The organism is Paraburkholderia sp. RL17-383-BIF-A (assembly GCF_046028015.1).
In the GTDB taxonomy this organism is placed as follows: Bacteria; Pseudomonadota; Gammaproteobacteria; order Burkholderiales; family Burkholderiaceae; genus Paraburkholderia.
The window spans coordinates 26,479-40,407 of record NZ_JARESR010000050.1 but is presented as its reverse complement, the minus strand read 5'-3'; the positions used below and the strand labels follow the sequence as shown (position 1 = coordinate 40,407).

The 13,929-nt window shown below is 64.2% G+C and carries 11 protein-coding genes; 1 reads left to right on the top strand and 10 read right to left on the bottom strand.

Annotated elements, in window-relative coordinates:
- Positions 1–396: 396 nt before the first annotated feature.
- The 6 genes from P0D71_RS34035 to P0D71_RS34010 all read right to left on the bottom strand — a co-directional run bounded on the left by P0D71_RS34035 (position 397) and on the right by P0D71_RS34010 (position 9,090).
- Positions 397–2,253: a serine aminopeptidase domain-containing protein gene (locus P0D71_RS34035; protein ID WP_408483704.1), complete on the bottom strand. Its 1,857-nt coding sequence runs from the start codon at positions 2,251–2,253 to the stop codon at positions 397–399.
- Entirely contained in the window at positions 2,237–2,497 is a 261-nt protein-coding gene (locus P0D71_RS34030) for an acyl carrier protein (protein WP_091793813.1), read from the bottom strand. The genes P0D71_RS34035 and P0D71_RS34030 overlap by 17 nt, the downstream gene beginning before the upstream one ends.
- An 80-nt stretch (positions 2,498–2,577) precedes the next feature.
- Positions 2,578–4,203: an amino acid adenylation domain-containing protein gene (locus P0D71_RS34025; protein ID WP_408483703.1), complete on the bottom strand. Its 1,626-nt coding sequence runs from the start codon at positions 4,201–4,203 to the stop codon at positions 2,578–2,580.
- Positions 4,204–4,539: 336 nt separating this feature from the next.
- Positions 4,540–5,805, bottom strand: coding sequence for a virulence factor family protein (locus P0D71_RS34020; RefSeq protein ID WP_408483702.1), 1,266 nt, complete (start codon positions 5,803–5,805; stop codon positions 4,540–4,542).
- On the bottom strand, positions 5,802–8,354 hold the full coding sequence (gene mprF / locus P0D71_RS34015) for a bifunctional lysylphosphatidylglycerol flippase/synthetase MprF (protein WP_408483707.1): 2,553 nt from the start codon (positions 8,352–8,354) through the stop codon (positions 5,802–5,804). The genes P0D71_RS34020 and mprF overlap by 4 nt, the downstream gene beginning before the upstream one ends.
- A 586-nt stretch (positions 8,355–8,940) precedes the next feature.
- A complete protein-coding gene (locus tag P0D71_RS34010) occupies positions 8,941–9,090 on the bottom strand; it encodes a hypothetical protein (RefSeq protein WP_408187173.1) in 150 nt (49 codons plus the stop codon).
- A 227-nt stretch (positions 9,091–9,317) separates the two neighbouring features.
- Between P0D71_RS34010 and P0D71_RS34005 the strand changes: the two genes are divergently transcribed.
- Entirely contained in the window at positions 9,318–10,715 is a 1,398-nt protein-coding gene (locus P0D71_RS34005) for an MFS transporter (protein WP_408483701.1), read from the top strand.
- A gap of 72 nt (positions 10,716–10,787) precedes the next feature.
- Here P0D71_RS34005 and P0D71_RS34000 read toward each other — a convergent pair whose 3' ends face one another.
- The 4 genes from P0D71_RS34000 to P0D71_RS33985 form a co-directional block, all read right to left on the bottom strand.
- Positions 10,788–11,282: a DUF421 domain-containing protein gene (locus tag P0D71_RS34000; protein ID WP_408353321.1), complete on the bottom strand. Its 495-nt coding sequence runs from the start codon at positions 11,280–11,282 to the stop codon at positions 10,788–10,790.
- A gap of 132 nt (positions 11,283–11,414) precedes the next feature.
- Entirely contained in the window at positions 11,415–12,068 is a 654-nt protein-coding gene (locus P0D71_RS33995; RefSeq protein WP_408483700.1) for a glycosyltransferase family 2 protein, read from the bottom strand.
- Positions 12,065–12,670, bottom strand: coding sequence for an SAM-dependent methyltransferase (locus P0D71_RS33990; RefSeq protein WP_091793802.1), 606 nt, complete (start codon positions 12,668–12,670; stop codon positions 12,065–12,067). The genes P0D71_RS33995 and P0D71_RS33990 overlap by 4 nt, the downstream gene beginning before the upstream one ends.
- A gap of 24 nt (positions 12,671–12,694) precedes the next feature.
- Positions 12,695–13,882 carry an acyl-CoA dehydrogenase family protein gene (locus P0D71_RS33985; RefSeq protein ID WP_408483699.1) on the bottom strand — a complete coding sequence of 396 codons (1,188 nt, stop codon included), beginning with the start codon at positions 13,880–13,882 and terminating at the stop codon, positions 12,695–12,697.
- Positions 13,883–13,929 lie beyond the last annotated feature (47 nt).

Below are 13,929 nucleotides of genomic sequence, written 5' to 3'. Positions count from 1 at the left end.
CGAAGCGCGACGCTATCAGCGGCTTCGGCCGCCCGTTTGAGTTCGTGTAACGACAAGGCACGCTCCTGTGCAGCAAGAACAAATCAGCAGAGAGTTCACCAGGAGGCAGGCTGCAGCGGACATAAAAAAACCCGCCTCGTGTGGCGGGTTATGTGTCACTGCTATCAGACGCGCGCTAACCCACCATTCGATGAATGATGCTAATAATCAGCGCAATACGGATGTCGAGGCAGTTCATGCGTTCGATCTTCGTTGACTTGAGGCGCTTTGTCAATCCCTGTTGATTGCGATGCGCGCAGCTTTGAGCGCTCTGCATTGCGCACAACCCTGCCCGACGCGGCGCTTACGCGCGATAGTGAACAGCGTCACAGCTATCCCAAACCGGACCCGTCGATCTCAACGCCGGAGAGCCTGCGCGACGCGCAACCCGTGATCCGGCACGGCGGCTGGACGCCGCGCATTCAAGATACGCTCGCGCAGAAACCGGTCGAACTGCGCCATCACCACGTGGCGAGCGGACTGTGAAAAGAGCGCATGGTCGACCTTGTCGATCAGTTTCACATCGATGTTATTCAGCCTATCGAGGCGATTACCACGGGGTCCGAAATGAATTTCGAGTGCGTCCAGTCCTTCATCGAGCGAACCATAGATCAATGACGTCTGCACACCCTTGCGCTCCAGGTCGAGAACGAGTCTGCGCACTACGCCGCCCGGCGTGCGTTGGCCAAGCACCCACTCGAGCCCTTTACCGACGCGAGAGGAAAGGCGCGCGCCCAAACGCCGAGCGAGTTCGATCGCGATCGTCCGGCCATTTGCCTGGCCGGTCAACAAACGTAGCCATTTACGCGGATCGCGCATGGCGCGCCGGTATACGACGCTCGCCGCCATATGGCGAGCGCCGGGCCGCGTTTGCGCGCCGTCCCACGTGAAAAACGGCAGATTGACGGCCGCGCAACCCACCACTGCAGGGTGCGCCTGCGCCGTATGCAGGCTGACGTAGGCACCTGTGCACACGCCGAACATCACGGTTTCCGGATACCCCGCCGCCACGAGCCAATCGACACCCGCTTTGGCATCCGCGAGCGCATATTGCGCGTAAACCTTATCGAGCGACAGAGCGGCGTCACGACGCTGACTATCGCCGAGGCCGCTCAAGTCCATGCGCAACGAGGCGATGCCCTTGGCCGCCAGATAGCGCGTCATCAGCACCGTGAAGCGGCCGTCGCCGATACGGTGCACGCCGCCGGTATTGACGAACAATACGGCCGGCGCACCTTCACACGCTCGCCGCGGCTGACAGAACACGCCCGCATAGCCGCCACCCTCGAACACCACCGGCGTTTCACGCCCATGCGCGAAATCGATCTGCGCGGTCGTTGCGCCCGCAAGCATCGCGACGGGCGGCTCGGGTCCCGTGAGCGCGGCGGCACCGAACCATTCGAGCACGCTCGCGAACGCCTGATCCGGAGTTTCGCTGTAACTGGGATTGACCAGAAACTTGCCGTATTCGCCGAAAAATTGCAGATCGGTTGACGCACCGAGCGTCTGATAATGCGCGGCCACGCGCTTCAGGCGCGCGTTCTCATTCAGATCCTGCAGCAACACGCGCCGCGCGGGCGATTGCGTAGTCCGTTCGAGATCCACCTTGGCGAGCGCTTCGAGCGTATCCGGATACAAACGGAAGCCGTGTGCGCCGACCGTGTTGGCGGCCTCGTCACCGAGGCTGAGTCCGAGCGCCTGCTGCGAACTGAGCCAACTCTGATGCTGAAGCTCCAGCTCACGCATGTAGCCCTTGCCCGAACTGACGGGCATGAGCAGCACCAGATCGTCGACGCCGCCCATCTGTTCGGCGGCCAGCGCCGCCAGCGTCGCGCCAAAACGCAGCCCGCACAGACTCAGGCGCGTCACCGCGGTTTCGGCGCGCAGCCACAGCGCTGCCGCTTCGATGCTGTCGAGCCACGCACGCATGCGTTGCGGGCCGTCTTCGTTGCCGCTCGAATCGCCCGTGCCGGGATAGTCGAAGCGCAGCACCGCGATACCGCGCGCGGCGAGCCTGTCGGCGAGGTCACGCCAGCCTCGATAAGTGCACAGTGCTTCATAGCCAAACGGGTTGCACAGCACGACGCCCGTCTCGGGTTGCGTGCCGGCCGGACGGTGCAGCCATCCGAAACAGCCGCCGAACGTAACGGGTGTCATGGTGAGCTGAGCGGGCGTGATCGGCCGACGCAGCGCCACTTCAGGTTCGCGTTGCAATCGACTCCTCCGGCACGATGAGCGCGATCACGCTTGCGAGGGAATCGATGCTTTCAAACATCTCGTGCGTGATCAGCGCGCCTGGAATCTCCACGGCGAATTCGTCCTCGATGGCCATCATCACGCGGACTGCGCCGAGCGACGACAAGCCGGCGGCGTAGAGACCATCCTGATCGCCGAGCGTATCGACCGATACGGCGAGACAGGCGGTCTGGCGAAGAATGCGGCGCACATGAGTCTTCATTCTGATTTCCCCGATACTTCAATTTTTCACCGCGGCACTCATCCATCGAGCGCGCACAAGAAGACGTTGCCGCACTGCGCTCAGGTGAGCACATCGCCGGTCACACAGTGCTCGGCGAGAGCCCTCTTGTCGACCTTGCCATTTACATTCAGCGGCAACGTGTCCAGCATCACGACCCGTTGTGGTACGGCATACGCCGGCAAGCGCTCACGGCATGCCTGCAGAATCTGCGCGGCACCGCGTTGCGCACACGTCACGAACGCCACCAGGGCACCCGCGCGCCCCGCTTCGTCGACCGGCCACGCGATGACCGCGCACAGCGCCGCCTGACTGCATGATCGAACGACATGCTCGACTTCTTCGAGCTCGATACGGTTGCCGCGAATCTTGATCTGCGTATCCAGCCGGCCTTGAAACACGATTCCCTGACCGGGTACCTCGCGCGCGGCGTCAGCGCTCCGATACCAGCGCGACGCGCTGCGGCCCGCATACAGGTTCGAAATGAATCGGCGATTGCCGGGGTCATCCGCCGACAGATACCCGGACGCGACCTGCGGACCACCAATCAGCAATTCACCGCTGACGCCCGGCGCGACCGGTTCGAGCGCGGCGTCCACGATCAACAACTCCATCCCCGGCAACGCACGGCCAAGCGGCATCACCGTGTGGCGCGGATCGGCAAGAAATGCCGCAGTGACTTCGAAGGTGGTGCACGCAACCGTCGTTTCAGTCGGCCCGTACATGTTGAAAACCCGGCTGTTCGGCGCGGCGCGCCGCCAGGCTTGCACCAGCTGACGCTGCAGCGGTTCACCGCCGAACAGCGTCACGCGCAGGCTGGGGAATTCGTCCGGCTGCAGTTTGCGGAACTGCTGCATGAAAGCCGCGACAGAAGGTACGCTGCTCCAATGCGTGATTGCGTGTTCCTTGATGAAGGCCGCGTTGTAGATCGGCTCGACCGTCTTCGGTACAAACAGGCATGCGCCGTTCGCCCAGCACACGAACATGTCGTGCACCGAGGGATCGAAGGAAAGCTCGCATAACTGCACGTAGCGCGCTTCGGGAAGCTTTTCGAACAATTCCAGTTGCCCCGTCACATAGGCGCAAGCATTCTCGTGCGAAATCGGTACGCCCTTGGGTGCGCCGGTCGAGCCTGACGTGAACAGAACGTAGGCCTGGTCGTGCAACGCGCGAGGAGTGGCCGCTTCGGCCTCGTTTGGCCCGTCAGATAGCCGCGTCTGCGCGAAGCGGGCAGATGCCTCGCAGAGAGGGGATGTCTCCCTGAATTCCTGGGAGACTGTTCTGACTTCTTCGCTTACGTCGTCGAGCAGGAGAATTTTCGGCGACTCGTCCAGCAGCGACACCACTTCGTCGAGTAATGCGGCGCATCGCCGGTCGACCAGCATGAGGGACGCGCCCGATTGCTCGATTACCGCGGCAATACGTGCAACCGGCACGTTGGGATTGAGCGGCACGTAAGCGCAACCAGCCCTGAGGATTCCTAGCAAACCCGCATAGGCATCTATGCTGCGATGGGCGAACAACAGGCAGCGTCGCGCTCGGCCGGCTGGCAATACCGGGCCCAAGGCGGCCGCGATCCCACAGGCTCGCGAGGCAACCTCGCCGTAGGAATACGAGCGCTGGTCGACCCATAGCGCGGGACGATCCGGCTCACGCGCGGCAGTATCGAAGAAGAATGAATCCAGCATTCACGGCCTCGACGCATGGGGCACAGTACCGGCGTTGCCCAACCGGTCGCGCGAGCGTGCCGGAGCGGCGGCCAGCCATGCCAGCAGCCCGCTACCGGGCAACTGAGCTACCCGGCGGCGTGCTGCATTATCGTAGGAGAATTCACAAGACAAAGACGCGGACAGCAACCGGCCACGCAGGCTCGTCGCGCGCTATCGCTTGATGAGCCTGACGGTCAGGTCTTTGTAAGGATCATAGATGCCGGTGAGGCCGGCCTATGTGCGATAGCGCTCTCAACAGACGAATGAGCATTCGTCGGCGTGCCGCCGTCAGCACGCCGGGGCGCCGCGGCCAAATCAGTTGCGCGCGCTGCTCTGCTTCCTGAAGGCGCTGAGAATGCGCTGTTCCAGCGAGTTGTAATCGCCACCGAAGTGGTGATCGCCCGAGGTGCGAATCACTTCCACGCCGGTTTTCGTCAGCGACGGACACAAGGTGTCTTTTTCGTTCTCGCCGTAGAAGCACTGCACGATCGCGGGCGGCACACGGGTCAATTCCGGCTGGACTTTCAGTGCCTTGTCGCTTGCCGGCATGCCGAGCCAGCCGCCCACGCGGATCTGAAAATCGGCGTCCGGCGCGAAGCCGAGCAACGCGATCAGCGATACCTTCTCACGCAACGCGGGCGGCAGACGGTTATAGGCGAACGGCATCACGTCCGCACCAAACGAATAGCCGACGAGCGCGACGTGCTGTGCGTTCCAGCGTGCGCCATAGGTTTGCATCACCCGTGCGAGGTCGCGGCTGGTTTGCGCAGGCGGCTTCTCGCTCCAGAAATAGCGCAAGCTGTCCCAGCCGATCACGGAGACGCCGTCTTTCTGCAAAGCCTGGGCGATGGTCTTGTCGAGATCGCGCCAACCGCCGTCGCCGGATATCACGATCGCCATCAGGCCGTTCGGATGCGCGGCCGGCAATTCGATCAGCGGCAGATCGGACACATCGTCATCGCTTGTCGACACCGCTTGCAGATGTGGCGTGACCAACGCAACGAGCCGCGTGCGATCGGCGCTACCCGTAGCCACTTTTTCGACGAAACCCGGCACCTTGTCGCGGATCACCGTCGGATCCGGCGGACACGGCTGGAAGCGCGGATCGAGCGTGCGCTCGGCGTCCACCGCGACCGCGCCGGCAATCGTATTCGAGGGTGCCTGTTCGAGCACGTGCATGGCGAGCGTCGCGCCCTGCCCGGTACCCACGACGATCGGCGCGAAATAGTGGCTCGATTGCGACTGCCGTTCGAGCTGGTGGCTCAACGCTTCGGCATCACCCACCAGCTGATGGCAGGCTTCTTTCTTCGCACCGAGATTGGCCGCATAGCGGGCGGTGTCGACGCCGACGGTCAACGCGCCGGCCTTCGCAAGCGCGTCGGCGCTCTGCTGATCCGCCGCGCTCCAGCCGCTGGCTTGCGAGTACAGCACCACGAAGCCGCGCAACGGACCTTCCGGCTGCGTGACCTTCACGTCGCCATAACGGCCGCCTGGCACGGTGGTGGTCGCGGCGTGCGCAAGCGCGCCGCCAATCACGAGGCCCGCCACCACGGCGGCCCGGAAGAACGAATGCAATGTCATGAACGCCGGCCTCCCGCCAGCAATGACAGGTCCGCGAGCGTGAAGAACACGCCCACCGAACCCGACGCCGCGAGATAGCGCGGCTCCCAATGCGGCTGAAATTTGCTCTTGAAAGCGCGCAGTCCGCGGAAATTATAGAAACGGCCGCCGAAACGCCACACGATGCCGGCGAACCGGTGCCAGCGCGAAGCGAGCGGCGTGGGCTGCATGCCGGACAGCGGCGCGATGCCGAGGCTGAGCGAGCGGAAGCCCGCCTGCTTCAGATGCAGCGCAAGTTGCGTGAACAGATATTCCATTGCATACGGCGACGCGCTTGCTACATGACGCATCACGCCGACCGTCGCTTCGGTGTTCATATCGGTCGTCATGAAGGTGACGAATGCGGCCGGCTCGCCGTTCTGACGCACCAGCATCACCGATTGCGCCGCGAGGTACTCGTCCGTGAATGCGGCGACCGAGAAGCTCTTTTCGCGCGCGTCGCGGCTGTCGAGCCAGCCATCGGAAATCTCGCGCAGCGTTTCGAGCGACGCCGGCACGTGCGCCTGATCGATCACTTCGACGGTGAAGCCATCACGCTCGCCGCGCTTGAGCGCATAGCGAAGATGCGCGCGATGCGAGCCCTTCAGATCGAAGTCGTCGAGCACGACATGCGCTTCTTCACCGAGTTTCATCAGCGTGAGACCGGCGTCGAGATAAAGCGGCAACGCGTTGGCGCGCACCTGATAAAACGCCGCGCGCCCGCCGTGGGCATGCGCGAGCGCGACGAACTTGCTGATCAGAGCGGCCCACTCTTCGCGCGGCCCCACCGGATCGTGCAAAGCGGCCCATGTGCGGCCATATTTCGCGTACATCAGAAAAGCCTGCCGCGACTCGGAGAACAGGAAGCTCTTGTCGCCCATCAGCGCGAGGCCGGCGTCGCTACGCTCCTGCGCGCGAACGATTCGCGCCGCGTCGTGCAGATCTTCCGGCGCCGGCTTGACGAAGCGGCCCGGTGCGGGACGCAGCAACTGCCAGAACGAGAACACCGCCGCAAAGAGGCTGGCGGCCAACGTCGCGCGCAGCGCACGCGGCGCGCGTTCGTCGAAGGCGAATTGCCACCACAGGTCGCGCGTGTACGGCACGTCGCGAAAAGCAAACAGCATGACCCACGTGGCGAGCATCAGCACCATCGCAACCGAAACCAGCCAGCCCGCGGTAAAGCGCTCGGCGAACAGCGAGGAATGACGGTTGAAACGCTGGCGCGTGGACAGCAGCAGCACGATCAGCATGCCGAGAACGCCGGCTTCCACGAACGCAAGACCTTTGGTCAACGACAACGCGAGACTCAGCACTGCCAGCATGAGCGTCATCCACCACGCGGCGTCCAGCCGCCGCAGCAAACCACGCGCGACGAACAGCAGCAGCACCCCGAGCACGCTGCAGAGCATCTGCGAACTTTCGAGCACCCACAGCGGCAGCACGTCGCGCAGAATGCGGATGCGGTGCCAGAACGCGGGCGTCGCGCTGGAAATCACCAGCATGCCACCCACCACGAACGTGACGAGACTCAGGAACAGCGGCGCGAGCTTCGAGGCGGCGGCCGCGTGTTGAAACGGCAGTCGGCTTTTCAGCGCCCGTCCCTCGAAACCGGCGAGCAGCGCGGCCGCGACGATCAACGGGACACCGAAGTAAATCGCACGATACGCGAGTAACGCGGCAACCATATGATGCGTTTGCACGCTACCGTTCAGCGTGAACACCATCGCCGCCTCGAACACGCCGACGCCCCCCGGCGTATGGCCAATCATGCCGAGCAGCATGGCCGCGGCGTAGACCGTGATGAAGGTTACGAAGCTCACGTCCGCATGCGGCAGCAGCGCCCACAAAGCGAGGCCGGCGGCCACCACGTCGAGGACGGCGAGCGCCACTTGCGCGAGCAGATCGCGGCGCGCGGGAATGTCGAACGAGAGCCACTGCCAGCGCGTGCGGACCGGGCGCGTTTCGCTGCGGCAAGCGGTGGCCGCCAGTCCGAGCACGACGAGCAGCGCCGCACCGCTCCAACGCAGCGCGACCGGTTCGAGATGCAGCATCGGCGCGAGCGTGCCGGCCACGCCGAGCATGCCGAGCGCCGTCATCAGCACCAGCGCGAGCGCGAGCGAGACGCTCGTGAACACCGTCATGCGCCCGATCTGCGCGGGCGTGACGTTCGCCACGCTGTAGACGCGCGCGCGCACGGCGCCGCCTGTCAGCGCACCGAAACCGGTGGCGTTACCGAGTGCGGAGCCCGCGGTCGCACCGATCCACAGCGCCGCACGCGGCACGACTGCGCCCAGATAGCGCAAACCGACGGCATCGCGGCCGACCAGCGCCACGTAACTGAGCGCGGTGGCGCCGAGCGCGGCGGCCCATTCGCCGGCCGTCAGTTCACGCAACTGACGCATCACCGAGCGATAGTCCACCGCTTGCGAGAGATGTTGCAAGACGACCAGCAGCAGCGCGCCAAGCACTAGCGCGAGCAAGGGCGAGAGAAGCCCGCGGTCAGAAAGCGTTTTCGATGCACGGTCGAACATCGCGCCTAGCCGGTCGAATTTATTGTTATATCGATGGAACATGGTCAATGCGGGGCCTTGCTTGGAGCTGTCACGACGACAATTCGTCCGCCGCGGCGTCGCCTCTTATTGGCGATTACAAATGGATAACGGCACAGGGGTGAAAAGGTTGACAGTGTGAGCCCTGACGCGGGGTTTAACCTGGGCCCGCTGCATCGAATGCGGCACGCGGCATGACAGAGCGAAACGCGTGAATAAACGGTCGATATTGCCGATCGGATGGCAACGACACGCACCGCCTTTCGGCAGGGGCTGAAGTTTAAACGCTATTTGCGCGCTGCGAATGAAGAATCGACGGCGCGTGGTGACGGCCGGACAGGATGGGGACGGCGCGCAGGTAGCGGGTCACACTGGTGCCGATGACACTTTTGATCTGCGCGTTGATGACGCGCAGCGACCCGTGCGCGCGAAGCAACGCTCGACATTGTCGAACGGGCCTCGCGGCTACCTCACGCAACGGCACGCGAAAGCGTGCCGTGCAAACAGCAGCGGCGCAACGCTGCGCCCTGCTCTGCGAGTCAGCGCGCGAAGAGCGCGCCGCTTTTGATTACTCCGGACGACGATGCGCTTCAGCGATCACCGCGCAATTTTGCAGATGGAGATTCAGTGCATGCAGCGCCAGTGCGCGCAGCTTGCCGAAAAACGTGTTGCTCGTGGAGACAGTAGCGCGGGCGGCGGCGTTGGAAGCGGTGTTCATGACAGACTCCTGTATAGGGTTTATACCTAGGCAATAACCCGATTATACCGAGCTTCTGTCGCACTGCAACAAATATCAATAAAGTGTCGGACCTTTGCCGCAGAAGGCCGGCCGCCATAGAGACAATCTTAAAAAGGGTGACATCGGAGCGTTGTCTTTTAACCATGCGCACCGTACAGGTGCAATAATGCCGCTTTGACCGTGAACGCCCGACGCAGCCCGCCTTCATGACCGTCGTCCAGAAAGCCCTGATTGCGCCCCTTATCGTCGCGTGCGCGATGTTCATGGAAAGCGTCGACGCGAATGTGATCGTCACCGCGCTGCCGGCCATGGCGCGCGACTTCGCGCGCGATCCGGTCACGCTGAAAATCGCGGTGACGAGCTATGTGCTGGGACTCGGCGTGTTCATTCCCGTGTGCGGATGGCTCGCCGACCGGTTCGGCGCGCGCACGATCTTTCGCACGGCAATTGGCATTTTCGTGACGGGCTCGCTGCTGTGCGCCGCTTCGAACTCACTCGCCACCTTCACGCTCGCGCGCTTCGTGCAGGGTGTGGGCGGCGCGATGATGGTGCCGGTCGGGCGGATCATCATTTTCCGCGTGGTGCACAAGTCCGACTTCATCCGCGCGATGAACTATCTGAGCGTCCCCGCGATGCTCGGCCCCGCCGCCGGACCGCTGCTCGGCGGCTTCATCACCACGTATCTGCACTGGCGGCTGATTTTCTTCATCAACGTGCCGATCGGCATTCTCGGTATCTATCTGACCAACCGGCACATCGCCAACACGCGCGAGCCGGACCCGGGTCCGCTCGACTGGATCGGTTTTTTTCTTTCGGCTGCCGGCGCGGTGTTGCTTCTGCTTGGGCTGTCGCTGGTCGGCGGCGAACTGATTTCGAATCGCGACGCGCTCGGCATGTGCGCATGCGGCGCCATGTTGCTCGCGGCTTATGTCGCCTACGCGCAGCGCGTGCCGCTTCCGCTGCTGGACTTGCGCTTTTTCAAAGTGCCGACGTTCCAGGCGAGCGTGCTCGGCGGTTCGCTGTTTCGTATCGGCCTCGGCGCGTTGCCGTTTCTATTGCCGCTCATGCTGCAGGAAGGCCACGGCATGAGCGCGTTCGAATCCGGCCTGATCACCTGCGCGTCCGCATTCGGCGGCATGTTCATGCGCACGGTCGCCTCGAGCGTGCTGCATCGCTTCGGTTTTCGTTCGGTGCTGGTGGTCAATGCCGCGTTGTCGGGAATCTCGATCGCGGCCTGCGGACTGTTCTTCCCCGGCACGCCGACGTGGATCATCTGGATCGTGGTGCTGCTCGGCGGATTTTTCCCCGCGTTGCAGTTCACGAGTCTGAACTCGCTGACTTATGCGGAAATCGCCAGCCGTGACGTGGGACGCGCCACGAGTCTCGGCAGCGTGGTGCAGCAGATGTCGCTCGGGCTGGGCGTGACGATCGGCGGTATCGTGCTGCAAATCTCGCGCGTGCTGCACGGCCATCCCGGTATCACGTGGTCGGATTTCTGGCCGGCATTTCTGGTGGTCGGCCTGTGCTCGTTCGCGTCGATTCCGGTCACGCTGCGCATGCCACATCGCGCGGGCGAGGAGATCTCGCGAGGCGGTCGCGGCTGATTAGTTGTCGATCGGCTCAACGACTGAACGGCTGGGCGGATTTATCGGTTACGCGCACGGCACGGGCACGCTTCAGGCCTTCTTTCGGATCACGCTCACCTCACCGTTGCGTTCGAGAATCGCCGCGGCCACATCGTTCATTGAACGTGAGCCGGTTTTCTGGCGCACGCTCTCCTGAACATCGGTCGGCGTGATGAGCGCGGCGTTCATTTCGCGTGAGTTGAACTCGCCGTTGCTGAACACTTCCCGTTCGACACCGCCCACCAGCCGCTCCAGCAAGGACGAGCGAATACACGCCCACGCCAGCAAACGATGACACACGACGATCACGAACGACGCCGCCACCGTTGCGACAAACGGCGATGCCCCGACGATCGCCCGGCTCAGCGTTGCACCGAGTAGTATCACCACCACGGAATCGAACGGCGAGCGTTGTCCGAACGAGCGCCGCCCTGAGATCCGGATCAGCACAAGCGCGACCAGAAATACGACGATCGAACGAGCCCCCATCTGTAGCGGATCGAGTGTCCTGCCCTGACCGAACAGCAGGAAGATTGCGTCCATCATGCCGCCCTCCTCGCGGCGTACTGCCGGCTTAGTCGAGTGTTGATTGCGCGTGCCGGAAGCATTGGGCGGCTCCGTACGCCTTATGCGGCCGCTTTAGACGACTGCTTGAGAGCACCGCTTTACCCGACCGCTTCAACCAACCGCCCACCCCGCCAACGTATCGCCGAAACCACCTCGCGCGCGAGCTGCCGCACGCGCACTCGTAATCACGCGCGGCGCCGCGCTCCACGCGATACGCGCACCTATCGCGATCAGCCGGTCCACCAGCGCGACATCCTCGCTGCACGTGAGCGGCGGAAAGCCACCCGCGCGCCGGTACGCGTCGGCCGATACGCCGAGGTTCGCACCGTGAATATGTCGATGACCGTCCGCATCCACGTAAGTCTTGCGGAAATATTCGCGTACGCTGTGCGGATGCGGGGTCCAGTCGTCGACGGCAATCGAGCCGCACACCGCGTCCGCGTCGAGCGAAAGCTGGGCGACGAGCCAACCCGACGACACTCGGCTGTCGGCGTCGGTAAACGCGAGCCAGCGCGCGCCATCCGCAAGCAGGAAGTCCGCTCCGCTCGCACGCGCAATGCCGACATTGCGCGCTTTCAGTGTGAGCGTCTCGACACCGTAAGCACGCGCAATCGCGCCGGTAAAGTCGTCGCAGTCGTCGAGCACCACCACGATGCGAACCGTTTCCCCCGCCAGATCCTCGTGGCGCGACGCTTCGATCAAGGCCGCAAGGCAAGGCGCCAGCAACGCCTCTTCGTTATGCGCCGGAACAATCACGCCGATCATAGGAGCCCCTCGCGCTGCGCGACCGAACGGGCGTCGCGCGACCAGACGTCGATCAGCAGATCGGCTTCATCGTGATGCGCGAGACGCGACAGGCCGCAGCGTGCATCGAACAACGCATGCGCGGCGTCCGCGGACTCGAGCGCTTCGGCGAAGGGCCGGCGCCAGTGACAGGCGAGCAGCGTGCCGTCCGTCGTGAGCGACGCGGAGACTCGCGAAGCCAGCGTTTCGAGTTCCGCGGCGTCGAGGTAGTAAGCGAATTCGCTAATCACGATCAGATCGAACGGGCCGGCCTCGGTTGGCCACTCGCCCGGCACCGTGCGCTGTTCGACACGAACCTGCGGCGCGCCGGCGACGCGCTCGCGCGTCAACTGCACGGCGCGCGCGTGCAGGTCCGCGGCGAGCAGCATGTCGCAGCGCCTCGCCAGTTCAACCGTCAGTTCGCCGTTCGCACAGCCGGGTTCGAACGCGTTCCGGTAGCGCGGACGCGGCAGCAGCGCGAGCGTGAGCGAGCGCTTGCGGCGTTCGTACCAGCCTTCGCGCAGCTTCCACGGATCGTCGCTCTGTTGATAGAGTTCATCGAAGTAGGTGGCGGGCGAGCTCATGTCAGCGGCCCTCCGTGACGGGTGTCAGAGCATCCACGGGGCACCTCCAGCATCGCGATCATCACCGCCCTTGCCTGCCTCGTCCGCTCCCGCGGCGGCGCTCAGTTCACCAAGCGCGGCAAGATCGCGCTCCGCGTGGCTCTGCCGCAGAAACACCGGCAGGTCCGCCAGCGCACGCGCGAAGCGCGCATTGCGGCACAACGGGCCAGCCCCGAGCGTACGCGTTGCGTGATTCATCACGGCGCTCGCGGCTTCTTCCACCACGAGGCGGGCACGCATCGCTCCGCGCTGCAAATCGGCCAGCGGATTGGTGTCGATGTGCGCCGCGGTCTCGCGCAATACCGCAGCGGCGCCCGCCAAGGCAACCTCCACCGCACCGAGATGCGCAAGCCTATGCGAATCCGCCCGCTGCGTGGACGCTCCCCGCAGCATCCGGCCGATTTGCGCGGCGGCGCCGTACCAGCACGCCGCGATACCGGCGCCGCCGTGCCAGAAGCCCGGCCGGCGCACATAGTCGTGCGCGCCACCCACCAGCGTTGCACAAGCCTGGTTGAACGTCACGTCGGCGCTCGCCGTGGCCTGCATGCCGACGGCTTGCCATTTCGACGTATCGATCGTGATCGACGGCTGATCCATCGCCACGGCCGCAAGCACCGGTTCGCCATCCAGCCACGCGGTCACGAGCGCATGCGTGACGACAGCGGCGCCGGAGCACCACGCTTTCGTACCGGTAAGATGAAGGCCTTCGCCATCGCTTCGGAATCCTACTTTGACGGCCTGGACGCGCGCGTCGGGCGGCTCGGCGGCCCACACACCCCAGCGGCTTCCCGCCGGCGCCTCCGGGCCGTGCAATTCCGCGAGAATAGCGAGCGCGTCAGTGTGCCCTTCGAACAGTTTGACGAGGCCGAGATCGCACGCCGCCACCGCGGCGAGCGCGCGCCAGCGCGCGAGCGTCTCGCCGTGGCCCGGCAAGGGCACGACCGGCGCACGGTCATAGCCGCGTTCGACCAGCGCGCTCAACACGCCGCCCAAGGCGACGGAGTCGTTCGGATCGAAACGCGTGCCATGCAGATAATCTTCGAGCGATCCGGCAAGTTTCGCTTCCGTGCGCGCGCGACGCCCCGCGTTTTGCGGAGCCTCGGGGGTGATCAGGCCGGAGCCGTGCGGCGGCCGGGTAGTGACGCCGGCCCCACGTTCACGCGTATCGAGCATCGTGCCTCCTGAAGCTGTTCGATCGATTGCCGGCAGATCCTCAAAAG